The organism is Nocardia otitidiscaviarum NBRC 14405 (assembly GCF_000308635.1).
In the GTDB taxonomy this organism is placed as follows: domain Bacteria; phylum Actinomycetota; class Actinomycetes; order Mycobacteriales; family Mycobacteriaceae; genus Nocardia; species Nocardia otitidiscaviarum.
Map to the genome: position 1 here is coordinate 44041 of NZ_BAGD01000280.1, position 20012 is coordinate 64052.

At 66.5% G+C, this 20012-nt stretch carries 22 protein-coding genes; 6 read left to right on the forward strand and 16 right to left on the reverse strand.

The window, feature by feature from the left end:
* Positions 1-79 precede the first annotated feature (79 nt).
* The 8 genes from ON31_RS32970 to ON31_RS36125 are packed head-to-tail and all read right to left on the reverse strand — an operon-like array spanning position 80 to position 5238.
* The gene (locus tag ON31_RS32970) at positions 80-922 is read right to left on the reverse strand and encodes a hypothetical protein (protein ID WP_115061573.1); all 843 of its coding nucleotides are present in this window, start codon (positions 920-922) and stop codon (positions 80-82) included.
* Between the two features lie 6 nt (positions 923-928).
* On the reverse strand, positions 929-1588 hold the full coding sequence (locus tag ON31_RS35125; RefSeq protein WP_051038229.1) for a hypothetical protein: 660 nt from the start codon (positions 1586-1588) through the stop codon (positions 929-931).
* Entirely contained in the window at positions 1585-3681 is a 2097-nt protein-coding gene (locus ON31_RS32980; RefSeq protein WP_039819147.1) for a hypothetical protein, read from the reverse strand. Before ON31_RS32980 ends, ON31_RS35125 begins: the two co-directional genes overlap by 4 nt.
* Positions 3681-3914 carry a hypothetical protein gene (locus tag ON31_RS32985; protein WP_039819148.1) on the reverse strand — a complete coding sequence of 78 codons (234 nt, stop codon included), beginning with the start codon at positions 3912-3914 and terminating at the stop codon, positions 3681-3683. The genes ON31_RS32980 and ON31_RS32985 overlap by 1 nt, the downstream gene beginning before the upstream one ends.
* Position 3915: 1 nt before the next feature.
* Positions 3916-4671, reverse strand: coding sequence for a hypothetical protein (locus ON31_RS32990; RefSeq protein WP_039819149.1), 756 nt, complete (start codon positions 4669-4671; stop codon positions 3916-3918).
* Positions 4668-4904 (reverse strand): hypothetical protein, encoded by a 237-nt coding sequence (locus ON31_RS32995; RefSeq protein ID WP_147287139.1) that lies wholly within the window; start codon positions 4902-4904, stop codon positions 4668-4670. Before ON31_RS32995 ends, ON31_RS32990 begins: the two co-directional genes overlap by 4 nt.
* The gene (locus tag ON31_RS37205) at positions 4901-5068 is read right to left on the reverse strand and encodes a hypothetical protein (RefSeq protein WP_157533841.1); all 168 of its coding nucleotides are present in this window, start codon (positions 5066-5068) and stop codon (positions 4901-4903) included. The genes ON31_RS32995 and ON31_RS37205 overlap by 4 nt, the downstream gene beginning before the upstream one ends.
* The gene (locus tag ON31_RS36125; protein ID WP_081592923.1) at positions 5065-5238 is read right to left on the reverse strand and encodes a helix-turn-helix domain-containing protein; all 174 of its coding nucleotides are present in this window, start codon (positions 5236-5238) and stop codon (positions 5065-5067) included. Before ON31_RS36125 ends, ON31_RS37205 begins: the two co-directional genes overlap by 4 nt.
* Positions 5239-5479: 241 nt before the next feature.
* Between ON31_RS36125 and ON31_RS36130 the strand changes: the two genes are divergently transcribed.
* Entirely contained in the window at positions 5480-6190 is a 711-nt protein-coding gene (locus ON31_RS36130; RefSeq protein ID WP_081592924.1) for a creatininase family protein, read from the forward strand.
* On the opposite strand, the gene ON31_RS33000 is transcribed toward ON31_RS36130, so the two are convergent.
* Together ON31_RS33000 and ON31_RS36135 are read right to left on the reverse strand one after the other, a co-directional pair.
* Positions 6172-7437, reverse strand: a complete 1266-nt coding sequence (locus ON31_RS33000; RefSeq protein WP_147287135.1) for a tetratricopeptide repeat protein — start codon at positions 7435-7437, stop codon at positions 6172-6174. The genes ON31_RS36130 and ON31_RS33000 overlap by 19 nt on opposite strands.
* Before the next feature lie 73 nt (positions 7438-7510).
* On the reverse strand, positions 7511-8800 hold the full coding sequence (locus ON31_RS36135) for a tyrosine-type recombinase/integrase (protein ID WP_081592925.1): 1290 nt from the start codon (positions 8798-8800) through the stop codon (positions 7511-7513).
* A 313-nt stretch (positions 8801-9113) separates the two neighbouring features.
* Here ON31_RS36135 and ON31_RS33005 point away from each other — a divergent pair, with 313 nt between their 5' ends.
* Genes ON31_RS33005 through ON31_RS33015 form a run of 3 tightly spaced genes read left to right on the forward strand, consistent with a single transcriptional unit; the run spans position 9114 to position 12399 of the window.
* Positions 9114-9551 carry a helix-turn-helix transcriptional regulator gene (locus tag ON31_RS33005; protein ID WP_039819153.1) on the forward strand — a complete coding sequence of 146 codons (438 nt, stop codon included), beginning with the start codon at positions 9114-9116 and terminating at the stop codon, positions 9549-9551.
* 14 nt (positions 9552-9565) lie between these two features.
* Complete coding sequence (locus ON31_RS33010) at positions 9566-9979, forward strand: VOC family protein (RefSeq protein WP_039819190.1); 414 nt, start codon at positions 9566-9568, stop codon at positions 9977-9979.
* Between the two features lie 38 nt (positions 9980-10017).
* Entirely contained in the window at positions 10018-12399 is a 2382-nt protein-coding gene (locus tag ON31_RS33015) for an ATP-binding cassette domain-containing protein (RefSeq protein ID WP_039819154.1), read from the forward strand.
* Positions 12400-12537: 138 nt separating this feature from the next.
* On the opposite strand, the gene ON31_RS36380 is transcribed toward ON31_RS33015, so the two are convergent.
* Positions 12538-12984, reverse strand: coding sequence for a hypothetical protein (locus ON31_RS36380; RefSeq protein WP_039819155.1), 447 nt, complete (start codon positions 12982-12984; stop codon positions 12538-12540).
* Between the two features lie 424 nt (positions 12985-13408).
* Between ON31_RS36380 and ON31_RS33025 the strand changes: the two genes are divergently transcribed.
* Positions 13409-14656: a TMEM143 family protein gene (locus tag ON31_RS33025; protein WP_051038230.1), complete on the forward strand. Its 1248-nt coding sequence runs from the start codon at positions 13409-13411 to the stop codon at positions 14654-14656.
* A 25-nt stretch (positions 14657-14681) separates the two neighbouring features.
* On the opposite strand, the gene ON31_RS33030 is transcribed toward ON31_RS33025, so the two are convergent.
* The 4 genes from ON31_RS33030 to ON31_RS33045 form a co-directional block, all read right to left on the reverse strand.
* Entirely contained in the window at positions 14682-15101 is a 420-nt protein-coding gene (locus ON31_RS33030; protein WP_039819156.1) for a VOC family protein, read from the reverse strand.
* Positions 15102-15167: 66 nt separating this feature from the next.
* Positions 15168-15854: a potassium channel family protein gene (locus tag ON31_RS33035; protein ID WP_228808283.1), complete on the reverse strand. Its 687-nt coding sequence runs from the start codon at positions 15852-15854 to the stop codon at positions 15168-15170.
* Positions 15847-17226: a TrkH family potassium uptake protein gene (locus ON31_RS33040; RefSeq protein ID WP_039819158.1), complete on the reverse strand. Its 1380-nt coding sequence runs from the start codon at positions 17224-17226 to the stop codon at positions 15847-15849. The genes ON31_RS33035 and ON31_RS33040 overlap by 8 nt, the downstream gene beginning before the upstream one ends.
* 175 nt (positions 17227-17401) lie before the next feature.
* Positions 17402-17989 (reverse strand): helix-turn-helix domain-containing protein, encoded by a 588-nt coding sequence (locus ON31_RS33045; RefSeq protein ID WP_039819159.1) that lies wholly within the window; start codon positions 17987-17989, stop codon positions 17402-17404.
* An 82-nt stretch (positions 17990-18071) separates the two neighbouring features.
* Between ON31_RS33045 and ON31_RS33050 the strand changes: the two genes are divergently transcribed.
* Positions 18072-19016, forward strand: coding sequence for an NAD(P)/FAD-dependent oxidoreductase (locus ON31_RS33050; RefSeq protein WP_039819192.1), 945 nt, complete (start codon positions 18072-18074; stop codon positions 19014-19016).
* A gap of 240 nt (positions 19017-19256) precedes the next feature.
* Here the strand turns inward: ON31_RS33050 and ON31_RS33055 are convergent, their stop codons facing one another.
* A complete protein-coding gene (locus ON31_RS33055; RefSeq protein WP_255222356.1) occupies positions 19257-19889 on the reverse strand; it encodes a DUF8175 domain-containg protein in 633 nt (210 codons plus the stop codon).
* Positions 19890-20012 lie beyond the last annotated feature (123 nt).

Sequence of the window (20012 nt, forward strand, 5' to 3'; positions counted from 1 at the left end):
CGGATGTCCGCGTGTCCGCTGCGGGTGTCGGAGTCTCCGTTGCGGGTGTCCGCGCTGTCCGGGCGCGGCCTCGGGGCGGTCATCGGGGCTCCGGGAAGTTGTCGGCGCTGAACCCGCCCTTGGGCCGCAACAGCTTCGCCACACTGCGCCCGCGTCGCCACAGGTTCCAGGCAGTCACGATCAACCCGATCTGATCCCGATCACTGGTACGCACTCCCGTGCGATGCAGGATGTCCAGGCGTTGCCGCAACGCCAGGATCGGCGACCCCGCGGGCAGGCCCGCCCCGGAATCCCACAGGCGCACGAACTCCGCGGCGGCGGTCTCATCGACCTCACTCAGGCGGATCAGGACCGCGCACGCCACCGCCGGGCGCGCCTTCAACCGGGCGGCGACGGAAGTGAACCGTTCAGCGCGAGCGACGGTCTCGGGGTAGACGGTCGCGTATTCCACGATCCGCGTGGTCGAGATCTTGTTGCGCATGTAGTCGCCGAACAGGTTGCCCTCCAACCACGGGATGTAGACCCGCAGCGCGGCGGCCACGAGGGTGGTGTTGTGGCCGGTGATCCCGGAAATCGTCAACTGGTCGGCGGGGGTGCGGCGCGCGCCCTGATCCATCGTCACCTGCGTATCGCGAGCCAGGCCGCGCACGACCAGCATCGGGAACACCTGTCCGCTGGTGCGGGCGATGGCGGCCAGGCGGTGCTGGCCGTCGAGGAGTTCACCGTCGGGGCCGAACTTGATCGCTTCACCGTTGAACCGCCACCGGCTCGAGGTCATATCCTCGAAGTACTGCTGCACCCGCGCCTGACGAATCGGACGATTGTTGCGATTGTGTTCGAGCATCCGCCGCGCCATCGCGGCATCGATCTCGATGATCTGACTGACCACCCGCTCCGGCTGATCAGGATTGACAAGATGCATGAGAATTCACTCCTTCGTGGTGGGGTCGGGGAGACGGTCGAGAACGGTTTGGATCGCGTCACGCGCCCGGATCAAGTCACCGCGATACCGGTGCGCGAGCTGGGCGGCGTGACGGTCGAACCGGTCATCAGCGGCCAGCCGTGCCAGGGACTCAGCCCGCCTGCCCAGCTCGTAGCGGGTGGTATCGAACGCCTCGGTGATCGGGCGACGCCGCCGCGTCCCAGCTGCACTGTCGTCGGCATGCGAAGGTGAATCACCCTGTCGTGCAGCCGGTTTGGTCGGATACTGCTTGTCGTCCAGGCCGGTGACCGGGCCAGGTGGACAATCTTGTCCACCTGCGGCCAGGTCGTTCTGCACGGTGCCCTTGCTCACCCCGGTCGCGGCGGCGATGGCGCGGGTGCTCATCCCGATCTCCCGCATCGACGCCACGACCTCAGCGCGTTCCTCACGGGGGATGCGCAGTCGGGAGCGGTCGAACTCGCTGGCGCAGTACGCATCCCAGCTCGGATAGCCCAACGCCACCCACGCCCGCGCGGTGAACGCCTGCTCGATCAACGCCCAGACCTGCTCGACACAGGCGCGGATCTGCGCGGTCAATTCCTGCGCCGCCTCGGCGGTGAGGGGCGTCGCCGTTGTGTCTGGGGTGTCGGGGGTGTGGTCGTTCATGCGGTGTCACCGCCCTCGAACCCCAGATCGGCCTGCCGAGTCCGCCCGGAATCCAGGTCTCGCACCCGCAGCAACGGCACCCGTGGGCGTGTACTGTCCGCCCACCGCTTCGGCTGTGGGTCGGCCGGGAGCGGGGCCAGCTCGTCCAGGTCGATCGGGACGACGTGGCCCCAGTGGGCTTGGCGGGCGTGCACCCACACCACGTCGCCGCGTTCGAATTCGGCGAGTTGGTTGGGGTCGATGAAGAACGTCTCCCGCTGCCCCAGCGACCCTTCGTCCCCGAGGCGACCGTGTTTGGTGTGGCGGGTGTTCTCGGTGACCGGGCGGGACCCGAACACCTCCGACACCTTCCCCGCCCCTTCCAACTTCATCAGCAGCGCGCCGGAGGGGCAGGACTCCAGGAGACGGCGGCGGTCATCAGGGGTTTGGCCGAGGCCGAATTGGTTCTGGGCGGCGAAGATCGCCACCACCCCCATCCCCAACAACCGCTCGGCGATGTTGGTTTGGTTGATGCCACCGGTCTTGTCCGCCACCGCCGACATCTCATCGATGATCAACACAACCTGCCGGTCATGCTCACCACACGCGAACTGCTCGATCAACGTCACCAGGGCGGCGACCTGGGCACGGGCGTACTCCCCGCGTACCGTGCCCGGCACCGTCGCATAAATCATGTCGAAACTGTTGAGAGGTCTGCCGCCGTCGAACCCTTCGCCGATGGCGGCGAAGATGTTGCGGAACTTCCCGCTCACGTCCCCTACGGCGGGGGGTTTGTTCTTCTCCAGGGCGTCGATCTCGTCCAGCACCGACTGATCCGCCTTGTATGCGGTTTTCAGCCACGACACCGACAGTCGGTCCAGGAACGCCTGTTTCGAGCGCGGCGGCCCACCCGGGGCCAGGACCGCGAGCTTGGTGACCCGGATGCGGTTCTGCTTGAAATGCTCGGCGCCCGCGTCGGTGGAGGCGACAGGGTTGATCATCGATTCGAGGGTGGCGCACATGTCCTCGGCGTCCATCGCCCACAAATCCAGCCGATTCGTCACCGGCCAGAGAGCGACGCGGCGCGGGTCGACCTTGAGTCGGGCGGCGATCTTCACCAACTCCCGCCCGGTGGCCAGGCCGGGTTTGCCGCCCTTGCAATCCACGAAGATCAACAGCGGGCGCTTCTCGCCGGTGCGGACGTAGCGGTGCCAGTACGCGCAGTACAGGGCGGTACCGAAGCGGGTGAGCAGGGTGGTCTTCCCGGCTCGCTGGGACATGCCCAGCAACACCATGTGGCCTAGGCCCTCGATCGGGATCGCGAGCTTCGAGCCCCGGCGTCCGGCGAGTTCGGTGACCGTGGTCGGCTGGGTGGCGTCGGTGTACTCCGACAGCGTGCCCAATACGGCTTTGGAGTGCAGCCAGCCCGCCGTGATCGGGGCACCGTACTTCGCCGCCTTCCGCGCGGCGCGGGCTTTACCGAGCTGCTGGCGGCGTTGCAGGCGACGGGTCTTCGACGGGGAACCCACGCCCTCGGTGCCGAGCCTGCCGAGGAACCGTGCCCGCCAGGCGGCGGCGGCCCAGAACGCAACCGGGACACCGCCCGCAGCCATTGCCGCCAACGCCCCCGACGCGAGCCCGTGGTCCAGCAGCACACCCGCGCCGTCCCACCACAAACTCAACGGCGCCGTCCAGGAATCCGACGCCCAGATCGCGCCGACCGGCAACACCAACGACCCGGTCGCGTAGTTGCGGACCTGCCGCGCCTCCCACCGTCGCCGCGCCGCCAGGACGTTCATGCCGACTCCGAGAGCGGTGAGAAATCCGGCACCGGCCAGGGAAGTGCCCGCGAACTCGAACGCCTCCGGCACCGACGGCAACCCCACACTCCAGTCCGGAGCCTGCCACCCGTTGGGCAGCGTCGCGTTCTCAAACACCGGCGTACGCGTCGGTTCCGGCGGCACCGCCGCCGCACCCGCGACACCGATCGGCACCTCCGGAATCTCCGGCACCGGCGCAGGCACCGGAGGCGATTCGACCGGCGGCCCGGCCGGGGCGGGCGCGACCGCGTCGCCGCAGTCGTACGGGGTGATCAACGGTGTGCAGTCGCTCATCACCGCTCACCGCCCCGCGCGCTCGGATCGAGTAGGTGTTCCAGGACCGTGCGCATCTCCTGCGCGGGCAGCCGCAGCACGCCCACGTGGCCGGTGCCGGACCAGATCGTGTAGCGGTCGGCTCGTATGCCGGAGCGGGCGAGGGCGTCGGTGAGGCGGCGGGTGATCCGCGACGGGTCTTCCCCACCCGTCGTGTCCGCCACCACCACCAACGGCCGATGCTCGTCTGTCATGTCAGCGCACTCCTTTCCGCGCTAAAGTCACATCCAGGTCATGGATTTCGAGATTCGCCAGCACATCCACCCCCCGCCGACGCGCCAGCTGGGCCGCGATGCCCTCCAGGGCACGGCGCAGTGACTCGCCGCGCACGAAGTACAAGACGCCCGCCAGGTCGTGACGGTCGGCGGACTCCAACGCCGCCGACACCGACCGCAACAACCGGCCCTCACCACGCTTGCGGGACAACTCCACCTCGATCGCCCACACCTTGTCCGGATCAGTGAAGTCCCGACACCACGCGTCATGAACATGCGAACCTGGCTGTCCACCAGTCGGTTTCACGATTCGCCGGAGCAGGCGTTCGCTGGTCCAGATCTCCGGATCGGTCTCCAGGCCGGTCAACGCCAGTCGTAGTTCCGATACCGCTGTCAGGTGCGCGGCAGTAGAGGCTTTCAGGTGCCACTCCCCCGGATCGAAACCCAGATACCCCCACGCGATCTCACGCGTCGGGTACAGCCACAGCGGGCCGTGCGGAGTCTCGTCGGCGGTGTTGAAGTGCTTGGAGCGCCGCCACGGTCCCGGGGACCCGTAACCGACCCGACTCACCTGCGCGCGCCCGGCGTCTTTAAGGCGCTTCGCGAAGGCGTACGCGGTGCGTGGTCGCCGCTGCATCATCGTCATCAGCAGCGACAGCGGCAGCCCGTACTGCTGGGCGGTCCACTCCTCGAGCAGCGTCTGCCACGGCTGCAACCGCAACTCCCGCGCGCTCACGGTGCCACCACCTCACGCGGGCACTCCCGCGGCCACGCCGCGACGTTCTCCGTGCCCGGCGCGGGGCAGACCACCACGGTCTTGGGCAGGCCCTCCCGGGCACCGAACAGCAGCACGCCGAGGAACAGGCCCGCGACGAACACGAACCCGATCAGCACCAGCGCCGCCATCACCGGCGACGGCACCGAGGTCATCGTCCGATGTCGCGACGTACCCAACAGGTCTTCGGTCATCGCCGATCACCCCGCCACCGCCGCCGCGTCGACCACCGCACCTGACGCATGCCGACCCACACGACACCGGCCAGCACCACAAGCACGAACGCCGCCGATGCCAGGCCCGGAACAACCGCACCCGCCACGACCAGCGCGAACCCGATCAACAGTGCCCGCATCATGCCGCACCACCTGCTGTCGGGATGGGGCGCAGCAGGTCCATGACCTCATCGCGGCGTACTCGAATGGTGTTTGGTCCGACCATGTAGCCGGTCAACCGGCCTGCGGATATCCAGCGTCGAACCGTACATTCGTGAACACCGAACAGGTCGGCAACGTCCTTCAGGCGCATATACGCGCTAGTGGACCTGCGGTTCTCGCCTCCCCGCTGCTTCTTCGAACTTGCCAAGACAATCGCTCCTTCCTGTCGCTGCGGGGACGAAACCCGCTGCAATACAGGAGAACTCGCGATCACCCGTCCACATCAGAGGTAGAAGAGAGCAGGGGTGTACGCCGGGCCGCACCGTACGACCTCCGTACGCCCCCCAGATGATTCATCCCACGTTCTCTGCGGGCGCGGTATCTTGGTTCGCGTGGACCATCTGCTACCAGGCGCTACCTCCGCAGACGTACGGGCACAGAACCCCACCGTCGCTGTCTTGCCTATCGGAAGCTTCGAGCAGCATGGCGAATTCCATCCGCTCATAACGGATACCGCGATCGCCTGCGCAATCGCACAGAGGATCGCAATAGACTACGGCTTGTTCTTGCTTCCGCCTGTAACCTTTTCCTGCTCACATGAGCACACAGGGTTTCCTGGTTCGGTCAGCATTCGGGCGACGACGCTCGCACTGGTAATCAGCGATATACAAGAGTCGCTGAAAGCCTCTGGTATAAGGCATTTGGTGCTCGTCAATGGTCACGGCGGAAACTATGTTCTGCAGAATGTTGTTCAGGAGGCGAACACGACTGAGCGCCGGATGACGTTATTCCCACTGCCCCTCGACTGGAATCATGCGCGCACCAAAGCGAAGATGGAAACGAACGCGCACGAGGACATGCACGCCGGAGAACTGGAAACTTCCATCCTGTTGCACATCTCGCCAGATTCCCTTCGGCCCGGCTATCAGACCGCAGACTGGCGCGCGGACGACAGAAAGTTCCTCCTCATCAAGGGGATGACCGACTATACAACCAGCGGCGTAATCGGATTTCCTTCCCTTGGAACTCCCGAGAAAGGCAAAATCGCTCTCGAATCACTCTCGGAATCATTCAAAAGCCATCTTCAAGCGCTGACCGAATAGCCTCGGGGTACCTGGACCGCTCTGGCCAATAGCCCCTTCAGTTCGTTGACTTGCTTTCCGCGAGCGGTTGACAACCGCTTGGACAGATCACGCAATACTGACAATGATCGTGCCGACGGTGCCAGCTGGTACAACTCGACTGCGCGTGTGGCCACCCGCATGGCCTCTTCGAGTTCTCCGACGCGCACGTAGGCCGATGCCAGGCGCGCCGAACACAGCCCTTGATCTCGGCGTTGCGCCTCCGGCCAATCAGCAAGTCCAGAACTGTAAGTCGTGATTGCACGCTCCGGCTCTCCCAGCAAAACCCAACTCTGCGCTGCCTCCATTTCGATATACGATGGCGTGCAGTATTTCGCCAGACGTCCGGGTTCATTCGGATCAGCGTCGAGAACCTGCGCCATAGCACTGTCCAGTGCTCTACGACATTCGTCCTTCTCACCGAAAAGCGCATGGGCGTTCGAGAGCTGCCGGAGGGCTACGGCGCGCAGTTCGGGGGTTATCTCGTCCCATCGCCGCAGCGCGGCATTCGCCAGCCCCAAGCCCTGCGCCGCCTTACCGGCATCGGTCAAGATGTTGCTCTTGCGCATCAGCACATAGGAGATGAGGTGGGTGTCGCCCAACTCTTCCGCGTAGTCCATCGCCTGGTTGGTCCAGTACAACGCCGCCTTCAGGTCGCCGGAGTCCTGGAACAACCAGCCCGCGAACTCGCAAAAGCGGGCTCCGATTTCCAGTAATGACACTCGCATTTCGCCGCGCGCTTTTCCGCACAGGTCTTCGACCAGGGTCAGCTGACCGCGAAGGGATTCGATGATGTATCGCGGTCCTGCCCATGCGTCCATTCGGACGTGTTCGGTCAGCATGAGCTGGAGGTGTTGTACAAAGGCCGGATCGATCGGCTCAGGTACCAGAGTGAGCACGGTCGGACGAACCAATGAAAGGCTCTCATCGACGCCTTGCACCAGTGGTGACTCCGGCTCGGCATACCCCAGCTCCGCGGCTGTCACTTCGCGACCTGCGAACTGACTGAGCACGGCCAGCAGTACTTCGAGGCTCCGTTCCTTGGGTCGGTGGACGCCCGCCTTGTATCTCGCGATCGTGCTGCCGTCCGGACTGATGGGCTCACGGCCATCGGACTGGCTGTGCTCGACCATTTTCCGAGCAAGCGCCTTGTTGGGCAGGTTCAGTTCCGCGAGCAACTCAGCCAAAGGTGTTTGGTGCCTACCAGATTGACGTTCGCCTGTGCTCATCGCCGCCTCCCCATGCTGAACAAGTACAGCATGACCGAGCGACATATTTTCAGGATTCCTCGCATCTCCCCCGTCATGTTCTCGGTCGCCTCCGCTGTGATGTTCCGTTCGAACGTGACCGGCGCGCCTGTCTTCCCTTTGCGCGACCGTTGCCGGTGTCGACGCTGTCGGCCTCGGGTTCAACGAACTTCGACAACGCTACGGCGATGGCCATGTCACGGTCATTCGCTGCGTGCTGATAACGCATCGCTGCCGCCGGAGTCGAGTGTCCAAGGCGGTCCATCAGCTCCTTCAACGTCGCACCCGTCAACGCTGCCAGCACTGCGCCGGTATGCCGAAGGTCGTGCAATGTCAGATCGGCCTTGCCGTCGCCATCCGTGTCTTCACCGTCGCCCTCCGTCCAGCGTCCGGCTGCGCGGCATGCCCGGTACCAATGACGAGCGAACGTGGAGGGCGCAAGATGTCCACCGTGCACCGCAGGGAATAGCAGCGCACTCGGTTCGGGATCTACATGGTCACGGAGGTGATCTTCAACCGCTGGGATCAAGTGCGGCGGCACGGAAACGTACCGCACCCCAGCTTCGGACTTCGGCGCTTTGACCTTGCGGACCGCAACGCCCTTCTCGGTGCTCTTGAGACGAATCACCCCTCGTTCGACGTAGATCCGCCTCCGCCCTAGATCGACATCCTTCCGACGGAGCTCGGCCAATTCGCCGAATCGCAGCGCACACCATGTTGCGAGCAAGGCCATCAGTTGGAACCTTCTGGGCAGAGTCGCGACGATCGTTTCGAGTTCGCCCAGGGTGGCTGGACGGATGATGCGCGCTCGCTTGACGGTGCCAGCGCCCCGTATCCGACATGGGTTTCGATGAACCGGAACCTTCTTGTCGTCAACGGCGGTATTGAAGATCGTGGAGCACAGACCGTAGACCCGCGCACGCAAGGTAGGCGTCTGAGAATTCAGATTGGCGTACCACTTCCTGATGTCTTCTTCTTCAATCGAGCTAATCGGGTACTCACCAAGCACCGGAAGGATATGAGCGTCAAGCCAATCCCGATAGTCGCCTCGGGTCCGGTCTCCAAGGTCACGCTCCTTGATCCACCGTTCGGCGTACTCACGGAAGGTCATTCTGACCTCAATCGGAGTCTCGATATCCGGTGGCTGCCACCGCTTTCGGATGATGTCCGCCTGCACCACCGACAGCCAGGCGCGTGCGTCCTGCTGTGTCAGAAAATAGGTCGGCGCTTTGTACCGCCGTCCATTGGGACCGTAGTAGCGCGCTCGAAACCGCCCGGTCGGCAATTCATCGACCGACCCGAACGTCCCCGACTTCCGGCGCTTGCGGCCCTCCCCACGGACCATAAGAGTTCACCTCAGACTTGCGTACTGACCTGACCCTGACCTCGGCTGACCTAGATTCTGACCCGAGGTAATGACCTAGATCTGACCTGAGAAAAGTGTATCGGTGCAGATCGGTGCCGCCTAGCGCAAAAGACGCATCATCGAAAATTCGCTGGTAACACTGGGTTTCAGCTGGTCAAGGTCACGAAACATAGAACACGCGTCACTGGTTCAATCCCAGTATCGCGCACCGAAGTGTTCACGTACGTCGCTGCCGCAACACGCGCCACGCGAGCGCGCCCTGCCGATCCGGCAATATGGGACGATCTGCGGAGTGACCAGCAGACCCGAGCAGCAGCGGCTACGCGACCTCGCGGTATTGCGGCGCGTCCGGGACCGGATCGACCGGGAGTACGCCCAACCCCTGGATGTCGAACGGCTCGCCCGGGACGCGCACATGTCGGCGGGACATCTCAGCCGCCAGTTCCGGGCCGCCTACGGCGAGTCGCCCTACTCGTATCTGATGACGCGGCGGATCGAACGCGCCATGGCGCTGCTGCGGCGCGGCGATCTGAGTGTCACCGAGGTCTGCTTCGAGGTGGGCTGCGCCTCGCTGGGCACGTTCAGCACCCGGTTCACCGAACTGGTCGGAATGCCGCCCAGCGTGTACAAGCGGGAGGCCGCGAACGAGGCGGCCGGCATCCCGGCCTGCGTGGCCAAGCAGATCACCAGACCGATCAGGAATCGAGAAGCCTCGACCGGCGGCCGGTAACTACCGTGATCAGCATGGACATCAGCATCAATGCCTCCTATCTGCCCCAGGACGATCCGGACGCCGCGCTGGCGTTCTACCGGGACACCCTCGGCTTCGAGGTCCGCAACGACGTCGGCTACGAGGGCATGCGCTGGATCACCGTCGGGCCGGTCGGCCAGCCCGATGTCTCCATCGTGCTGCATCCCCCGGCCGCCGATCCCGGCATCACCGACGACGAGCGGCGCGTCATCGCCGAGATGATGGCCAAGGGCACCTACGCCGGAATCAATCTGGCCACCCGCGACCTCGACGGCGTCTTCGAGAAGGTGCAGGCCAGCGACGCCGCCGAGGTGGTGCAGGAACCGACCGACCAGCCGTACGGGGTTCGGGACTGCGCCTTCCGCGATCCCGCGGGCAATATGGTCCGCATCAAGCAGCTGGATTGAGAGCCGTCCGACCGAACAAGAGGAAGACACCACGAGCTATGGCCAAGAAGACGGACACGCGGTCGCCCGCGCACGCGGCCGACACCCACGATCTGATCCGGGTGGTCGGCGCGCGGGAGAACAACCTGAAGGACGTCAGCGTCGAGATCCCCAAGCGCCGGTTGACCGTGTTCACCGGCGTATCGGGCTCGGGCAAGAGCTCGCTGGTGTTCGACACCATCGCCGCGGAGTCGCGGCGGCTCATCAACGAGACCTACAGCACCTTCATCCAGGGCTTCATGCCGACCCAGGCGCGACCCGACGTGGACGTGCTGGACGGTCTGACCACCGCCATCATCGTCGACCAGGAGCGAATGGGCTCCGACCCCCGCTCCACGGTCGGCACCGCCACCGACGCCAATGCCATGCTGCGCATTCTGTTCAGCCGACTCGGCACGCCGCATATCGGTTCCCCGCAGGCGTTCTCCTTCAATGTGGCCTCCATCAGCGGGGCGGGCGCGGTCACGGTGGAGAAGGGCGGCCAGAAGGTCCGGGAGCGGCGCAGCTTCAGCATCACCGGCGGGATGTGCCCGCGCTGTGAGGGGCGCGGGTCGGTCAACGACATCGACCTGACCCAGCTCTACGACGACAGCAAATCGCTCAACGGGGGCGCGCTGACCGTGCCGGGCTACAGCATGGACGGCTGGTACGGCCGCATCTTCAGCGGCTCCGGATTCTTCGATATGGACAAGCCGATCAAGAAGTTCACCAAACGTGAACTCAACGATCTGCTCTACAAGGAGCCCACCAAGATCAAGGTCGAGGGCATCAACCTCACCTACGAGGGCATCATCACCAAGATGCGCAAGACCATGCTGGCCAAGGACGTCGACTCCTTGCAGTCGCATGTGCGCGCGTTCGTGGAACGGGCGGTGACCTTCCAGACCTGTCCGGACTGCGACGGCACCCGGCTCAGCGCCGAGGCGCGCTCGTCGAAGATCGGCAAGGTCAATATCGCCGACGCGTGCGCCATGCAGATCAGCGATCTGGCCGAATGGGTCGGCGGACTGCGGGAACCGTCGGTGCAGCCGCTGCTGGACGCGCTGCGGCACACGCTCGACTCGTTCGTGGAGATCGGGCTCGGCTATCTGTCGCTGAACCGGCCCTCGGGCACGCTGTCGGGCGGTGAGGCGCAGCGCGTCAAGATGATCCGCCACCTCGGCTCCTCGCTCACCGATGTCACCTATGTGTTCGACGAACCCACCGCCGGACTGCATCCGCACGATATCCAGCGCATGAACGATCTGCTGCTGCGACTGCGGGACAAGGGTAATACGGTCCTGGTCGTCGAGCACAAGCCGGAGACCATCGCCATCGGCGACCATGTGGTGGACCTCGGTCCGGGCGCGGGCGCGGCGGGCGGCGCCATCTGCTTCGAGGGCACCGTCGACAAGCTGCGCACCAGCGGGACCATCACCGGGCGGCACTTCGACGACCGCGCCACGCTCAAGAGCGAGGTACGGGAACCGAACGGGGCGTGGAAGATTCGCCATGCCAAGACCAACAATCTGCGCGATGTCTCCGTCGATGTCCCGCTCGGTGTGCTGTGCGTGGTCACCGGCGTGGCCGGATCCGGCAAGAGTTCGCTGATCCACGGCTCCATACCCGGTTCCGACGGCGTGGTGGCGGTGGACCAGACGCCCATTCGCGGCTCGCGGCGCAGCAATCCGGCCACCTACACCGGGCTGCTCGAGCCGATCCGCAAGGCGTTCGCGAAGGCCAACGGGGTCAAGCCCGCGCTGTTCAGCTCCAATTCCGAAGGCGCGTGCCCTAATTGCAACGGCGCGGGCGTCGTCTACTCCGATCTGGGCATCATGGCCGGGGTCGCCACCACCTGTGAGGTGTGCGAGGGCAAGCGGTTCATGGCGGAGGTGCTGGAATACACCCTGGGCGGCAAGGACATCAGCGAGGTGCTGGCCATGCCGGTGACCGAGGCCGTGGAGTTCTTCGGCGACGGTGAGGCCAAAACCCCTGCCGCGCATGCGATCCTGCGACGGCTCGCCGATGTCGGGCTCGGCTATCTGACCATCGGGCAGCCGCTGACCACGCTGTCCGGCGGTGAGCGGCAGCGCCTCAAGCTGGCCACCCACATGGCCGACAAGGGCGGGGTGTACGTCCTCGACGAGCCCACCACCGGCCTGCATCTCGCCGATGTGGAGCAGCTGCTCGGACTGCTCGACAAGCTGGTGGAATCCGGCAAGTCGGTGATCGTCATCGAGCATCACCAAGCCGTGATGGCGCACGCCGACTGGATCATCGACCTCGGACCGGGCGCGGGCCACGACGGCGGCACGATCGTCTTCGAGGGCACGCCCGCCGATCTGGTGGCCGACCGCTCCACACTGACCGGTCAGCACCTCGCGGAGTACGTGGGGGCCTGACTCGCCAGGCCAGCTCCGCACCGATCGCACGCCCGAACTCACCAGCGACACCGAGCCGAGCAGGCGGACGGTGAGCTGGGCATGGAGCTGGCCGCTCGGTGCGCCGCCGAACTCGGATTCGATATTCGAGAGGTGGTGCTACGCCTGTCGTTCCGCATTCTGGAGCGGGACCGAGCGGGCGCGCCACCATCGCACCAGCATGGTGGATCCGGTGACGAGGAGAGCTGCCAGCGGGATCAGCGGCAGGTAGGAGACCCATACGATGGGGTCCTCCGGGGCGAGGGCGACGAAGGTGGCGAGCACCGTCACCGTGAAAACGACCGCCGACCAGCGGTGCGCCTGCCGCACCCGCTGTCCCCGCACCCAGCCGACCGGGCGCGGCGCGGCACCGCGACGGGCGCTCGTATACGACGACACCAGCAGGTACAGACCGGAGAACGCCAGTACGGCGAGCGGCGCCAGCGGCAGGTAGGACAGCCATTCGGGGCCGCCCACCGCCAATCCGATCACGGTGACGACGGTGGTCGCCACGAAGGTGACGGCCAGCCACCGGTGCGCCTGCCTGATCCGGATATTCCTGGTCATGGTGGTCTCCTCTCCGTTCGAGCCACGCCGCCGCGGCACTCGCGGGCGGATGTTCCGGAGTCGACGCTAGCTACGGCCCGGAGAGCGGCGCTTCTCGATTCCTGACCGATTGCGGCGGCGGTCGCGGCGCAGGTCGTCACCGCCGTCACGGCGCGGGATCGGGCGCGAGCCGAGCGGGTTCGCCGCCGAGAACGGACACCGCGGGCGTCCACGACAGCTGTTCGGGCACCGGCGCGCCGGAGACGGGGCGAGATTCCGCACAACGGGCGGCGACGCGGCACACCGCCCGCACCCCAGACGGACCCGACGGGTGCGCACACCCGGTGCGCTCGAAGCCGTTTCGCGGTCACCGGTCCCGCACGGGCGGCGGCGGCCGCCCCCTAGGGTTGAAGCCGACGGGTGCGCCCGCCGAGAGGAGTTGCCGATGGAACACTTTCTGCCGTTTCGCAAGAGCGCGGTCATCTCGCTGTGCGCCGACGAGGTGCCCGAGACCGAGCGGGAGTCCTTCCTGGAGTTCGCACGATTACTGGCGGCCCTGGTCCACTACTCGTTCCACGAGCGCGGCGATGCGGTGCTCGACGCGTATCAGCTGGTCGATCCGGCCGAGGATATGCGGGTGATCCGGACCGCGACCCCGCCGGAGCGGGCGGCGGCGCGGCAGCGGGTGGAGCGGGAGCTCATCGCACTGGCGGAGGCGGCCAATTTCACGCGCATCGACGAAGCCGAGATCGAGCGGGCCTTCGCCGAACAGTCGCTGGTGAAGGTGCGGCTGGAGGTGGAGGACGAGAATATCGACACGGTGCTGTTCTTCCGGCGCGGCGAGACACGCAAAACCGAACGGGTGAAGTCGCTGTACGGGTTGCGGCGGCGCACCGTCGAATTCACCAGCTACGCCAAGGTGCTGGTGTATATCGCGTTCACCGAGCGCGAGCAGGCCGACGACGGGCAGCCCGCCGGCGGTGTGCTGTTGAAACTGTTCCAGGATGTGCCGCGCAATGATCTGGAGATGCTGTATCCGAGCGTGCGCGTGCGTATGCGGCCGCTGGACAAACTGCTCATCGGGGTGCCCGCGGTGGTTTCCGGGATCATCGTCGTGGTCACCAAGCTGATCGCCTCGATGGGGCTGCTGGTGCTGCTGCTGGCCTTCTGGCTCGGACTCCGCGACGAATCGGTCACGCTGGATCAGACCGCGCTGGTCACGCTCGGGGCCGGACTGGCGGCCTTCGGCGGGTATCTGGTGCGCCAGTTCTCGAAGTTCAAGAACCGCAAGATCAAGCTCATGAAGACGCTGTCGGAGCACCTCTACTTCCGCAATCTGGACAATGACGCGGGCGTCTTCCACCACCTGCTGGGGGCGGCGGAGGAATCGGAGGTCAAGGAGGCGCTGCTCGCCTATCACTTCCTGCGCACCGCCGAGCACCCGCTGACCGCGGCGGAACTGGACCGGCGCATCGAGGAGTGGTTCCGCAAGCACTGGCGGACCACCTTCGACTACGAGGTCTCCGACGGGCTGCGCAAACTGCGGGAACTGGAGTTGCTCACCGAGGGCGAGGGTGGAGCCCTCGGGGTGGTGTCACTGCCGGAGGCGAAACAGCGGTTGGATCATCGCTGGGACAATCTGTTTCGCTTCCACACGCCAGCGTCGGGCACACCGGGCGCACAGAACCGATAGGCCCCGGAGACCATGGCCGCGGTGTTCAGGCCACGCAGAACTCGTTGCCCTCGGGGTCGGCCATGGTGACCCAGGAGAACGGCCCCTGCCGTCCCTCGTGCAGCGGCTTCGCGCCGAGTTCGGTCAGCCGCTCCACCTCGGCCGCCCGCCGCTCGTCCCCCACCCGGATATCCAGATGTAGTCGGTTCTTCACCGTCTTGGCCTCGGGCACGAGCTGGAACAGCACCCGGGGCCGCTCCGGATGCCGGATGGCCGTCCCGATCTTCCAGACCAGCTTTCCCCGATGCGTCGTGGTGTCGTCCTCCGAGGCGTGCCCCTGCGCGACCATGGTGCGAATGAAGTCCTCGTCCTGGGGTTCGACCTCCCACCCCAGCGCCTCCGCCCACCAGTCGGCCTGGGTGTGCGGATCGGCGCAGTCGACGACCACCTGAAATTCGTATCCCATGGGCCGTACCCTAGCGCCGGGCACCGACAGCCCCGATTTCTTCGGACGGCTCGGCCGTGGAAACGCTCAGACGAGGTCCGCGAACGATTCGACATCGGCGATGCTGCCGGACACGATGAGCTGATCGCCGTCCATCACCACGGTATCCGGCGTGGCATAGGTGAATTCGCCGCCGCGCCGCTTGATGGCGACGACCGTCACGTCGAACTGCTGCCGCAGACCGCTCTCGGTAAGCGTCATCCCGATCGCCGCGCGCGGAGCAGTGGTGCGCACCATGGCGTAGTCCTCGTCGAATTCGATGTAGTCGAGCATGCGCCCGGTCACCAGGTGCGCGATGCGTTCGCCCATATCGAATTCCGGCAGCACCACGTGATGCGCGCCGATGCGCTCGAGGATGCGGCCGTGCTGGCGGCTGGTGGCCTTGGCCCAGATGCGTGGGATCTTGAAGTCGACGAGCAGGGAGGTGGTGAGAATGCTCGCTTCCAGATCGGTGCCGATGCCGACCACCGCGTGTGGGAAGTCCGGTACGCCTAGCTGTTCCAGCGCGGCTATATCGGTGGTGTCGGCGACCGCGACGTGGGTGAGTTCGTCGGAGTAGTTCTGCACCAGGCGAGGATCGGAGTCGATGGCCAGCACCTCGGAGCCGTGCACGACCAGTTCGCGAGCCAGTGAGCCGCCGAACCGGCCCAACCCGATGACGACCACCCTGGTACCGGGGTGTTTGGGGGCCTTGGTGAATGGTGTCCTAGCCAACGATGGGTCGCTCCTCCGGTAGCTCGTAGCGGCGTTCGTGCTCGCGCAGCGCGAGGGCGGACGCCAGGGTGATCGGACCGACACGGCCGATGAACATGAGGCCGATCAGCAGCAGATGCCCGGTGGTCGGCAGATCGGCGGTGATGCCGGTGGACAGGCCTACGGTGCCGAACGCCGAGGTCACCTCGAACAGCACGTCGTCGAGGGGCAGATGCGACAGCCGCAGCAGCGTCATGGTCGAGATCAGAACGACGCCGAGACTCAGCAGCGCCACGGTGATCGCCTGCCGCTGCACGGTCGCGGCCAGCCGCCGCCCCATCACGTGTACGGTCGGCTGGCCGCGCACCTCGGCGTACACCACGAACGCCAGTAGCGCGAAGGTGGTCACCTTGATCCCGCCCGCCGTGCCCGCGCTGCCGCCGCCGATGAACATCAGAGCGTCATTGACAAGCAGCGTGGTGGGGTGCAGGGCACCGACATCCACGGAGTTGAAGCCCGCGGTACGCGGGGACGCGCCGTGAAACACCCCCGCGAGCAGTTTGCCCGGCAGCGCCAGTGGGCCGAGGGTTCGAGGGTTGGTCCATTCCAGTGCTGTCACCAGCACGACACCGACGGCGAGTAGACCGGCGTAGGTCAGCACGGTGATCTTGGTGTGCAGCGACCATCCCGGGATTCGGACGCCCCGCAGCCGCGAGCGCATCGCCCGCGACACCTCGAACACCACCGGGAAGCCGATGCCGCCGAGAACGAACGCGATCATGATCGGCACGATGATCCAGCCGTCGGTGGCGACGCCGACCAGACTGTCGGGGTGCAGCCCGAATCCGGCGTTGTTGTAAGCCGAGATCGAGTGGAACACACCCCAATACAGGGCGGAGGCGAAGGAGTCACCCGTGGTCGCCAGGCGTCGCGCGGTCAGCACCACTGCAACGATCACCTCGATCGACAGGCTCATGGCGAGAACGCCGACCACGACCCGCTTCGTCTCGCCGAGACGCAGCGTCTTGGTCTCGGCTTGGGCGATGAGCTGCATGCGCAGACCCATGCGGCGGGCGACCAGCAGACCGAGCAGCGAGGCCGCGGTCATGATGCCGAGCCCACCGATCTGGATGAGCGCGAGCACCACCGCCTCGCCGAAGCCCGACCAGTAGGTCGCGGTGTCGACCACCACCAGGCCGGTCACGCAGACCGCCGAGGTGGAGGTGAACAATGCCGTCTCCGGTGCCGTCCACGACCCCGATTCGGACGAGATCGGCAGCATCAGAAGCAACATGCCGAGCAGGTTGACCGCGGTGAAACCGACCACCGTCAGGCGGGCCGGATGGCCGAGCGGACCGAGTCGCCGGACCACCGGCAATGCCGTGCGCCCCATAGTGTCAGCGCAACGCGCCCGGCGGCGAACAGACGCTCATTTCCACACGGCCTCCTCCGACATGTCCGGCCTCGCCGGATGCGGTCGGCCGCGAAGAAGTTTATACGCGGTATCGACGGCCCTCGCGCACGACGGCTCCGCGTGGCGCGACTCCCGGAATACGAGCGGGACCAGCCTACTTCGACTCAGCTTTCGGACTCACCCGCAGGTGCGCGCGTTCGCCCTGTTTGCCGAAGAGGCTGAGGAATTCGACCGGATTGTCGTCGGCCGGACCGAACCAGTGCGGGACGCGGGTGTCGAATTCGGCCGCCTCACCGGGGAGCATGACGAAATCGTGTTCGGCGAGGATGACGCGCAGGCGGCCATTGAGTACGTAGAGCCATTCGTAGCCCTCGTGGGTCTTGGGATCCGGATCGCCGCGGTGAGCATCGGGGGCGAGCACGAGCTTGTACGCCTGCACGCCGCCGGGGCGGCGGGTCAGCGGAATCATGGTCATGCCGTGCTGGGTGACCGGACGCAGGTGGACGCGCGGATCGCCGGTGGGTGGGGCGCCGACCAGTTCGTCCAGGGTGACGCGGTGGGCCTTGGCCAGGGGCAGCAGCAGTTCGAGTGTGGGGCGGCGGGCACCGGATTCCAGGCGGGACAGGGTGCTCACCGAGATGCCGGTGGTGGCGGAGAGACCGGTGAGGGTGACATCGCGCTGTTTACGCAGGGCGCGCAGGCGGGGGCCGACCGCTTCCAGGGCCTGATCCAGGTCTTCCATGCCTCCAGTTTGCCATAACGGCAAAGGAGCTTGCCGAAATCGCGGGTTCGGGCGCATGGTCGTCGGCGAGGAGGTGGTCTGGATGACCGAATGGACCGGAAACTATGACGCGGTGGTGATCGGCGGCGGGGCCGCGGGACTGAACGGGGCGCTCATGCTGGCGCGCTCGCGGCGGTCGGTGCTGGTGGTCGACTCGGGAGCGCCGCGCAATGCCCCCGCCCACGCGGTGCACGGGCTGTTCGCGCGCGACGGCGTGCCGCCGCGGGAGCTGCTGCGGCGCGGCCGCGACGAGGTACGCGGCTACGGCGGCGAGATCGTCGACGACGAGGTTACGGCGGTGGCGCGCGTCGACGACGGTCTCGCGGTGACGCTGCGCGACGGCGGGACGGTGCGGGCGCGGCGACTGCTGGTGACCACCGGACTGGTCGACGAACTGCCCGAGATCGCGGGACTGCGCGAACGCTGGGGGCGCGAGGTGGTGCACTGCCCCTACTGCCACGGCTGGGAGGTGCGCGATCAGCCCATCGGTGTCATCGCCACCGGACCGATGTCGGTGCACGGCGCACTGCTGTTCCGGCAGTTGAGCGCCGATGTGGTGTTTCTCGCCAACGATCTGCCGTTGAGCGCGGACCAGCGGGAGGACTTGGCGGCGCGGGGAATCGAGGTCGTCGAGGGGGCGGTGGCCGCACTCGAGATCACCCAGGACCGGCTGACCGGTGTGCGGCTGGCCGATGGCACGCTCATCCCCCGCACCACGGTGGCGGTCGCCTCGCGCATGGTGGCGCGCGCCGAATTCCTCGCGGGCCTGGGCCTGACCGCGGTCGCCCACCCCTCCGGCATGGGCGAGCACATCCCCGCCGACCCGACCGGCCGCACCGAGGTGCCGGGCGTCTGGGCCGCGGGCAATGTCACCGACCTGTCCGCCCAGGTCGGCAGCGCCGCCGCCGCGGGCGCCATGGCCGGTGCGCAGATCAACGCCGATCTGGTGGCCGAGGAGGTCCGCGCAGCCGTGGCCGCCCGCGTCTGACTCGTCGCGGAGGAACGCGGGTCGGACCGCGCCCGGACGGTGCCGCCGCCGTTCGGGCGCGGCGCCCGTGTCCGAACGGCGCGCATCGGCTGGAGATGCGGGTGGTGCACGCGGGACGGACCACCCGATGCGAACCGGCGGGCGTGGAGTCGGCGCGCCGTGGTCGGCATTCCGGGTACGCGACATTGCCGGTGCGCATGTATGCCAGCCGAGTCGCGGCGGCGCAAGTGAGACAGCCGACTAGTCGGGTTGCGGCAATCGCACGGCATCGGCGGGGATGTCCGGGACCGCTTCCACCACCACGGATTTCAGGGCCGGATCGGGCAGGAGCAAACGCCAGTCGCCGTGGGACCAGACGACTGTCTGAGTGTTTGCCGCAATGCTGTTGTCCGAGTAGATGCTGTACACGAGCAACTGCGCGCGATCCTCGGCGTAGGCGGTGAACTTGTAGGCGGCGATGCGGGGAGCCAGTTCCGCGGAGGCGGGTTGGGTGACCGAGATCCGGGCGCGGGCCAGCACCCATTCGTCCTTGCCGGGGCCGGGTACGAGGGTCTGCGCGGCGATCTTCGACCAGGTGGCGTCGGGGGCCAGGGAGATGCGGACGGTGTGGTGGATGGCGGCCAACGCCGCACCCTGCGGGGTGTGCGAATAGCCCAGGGCGGCCTCGGCTACGCGGGTGGGACCGTCCTTGCCGCCGAAGGGAAGTCGCACACCCTGCCAGGTCTCCCAGTGGATGTCGGCCGGTGGCCGGTTCGGGTCGGGGGGCGCCGAGGTGGGTGCGGAGGATGGGGTGTCGGAGAGGCCGCAGGCGGCGGCGGTGACCAGTGTCAGCAGGAGCAGCGCCGTTCGCTGGCGGATTGCTGATAGGCGCACGAGCCTCCCCTTCGCGGATCGGGGCGCTGATGAAAGGTGTTGCGGGGCACGGCTGCCGCGCACTCCCGCCGATCTTATTGTGGCGGATTCGGAGGATGTCGGCTATTCAAGGGAATTCATACC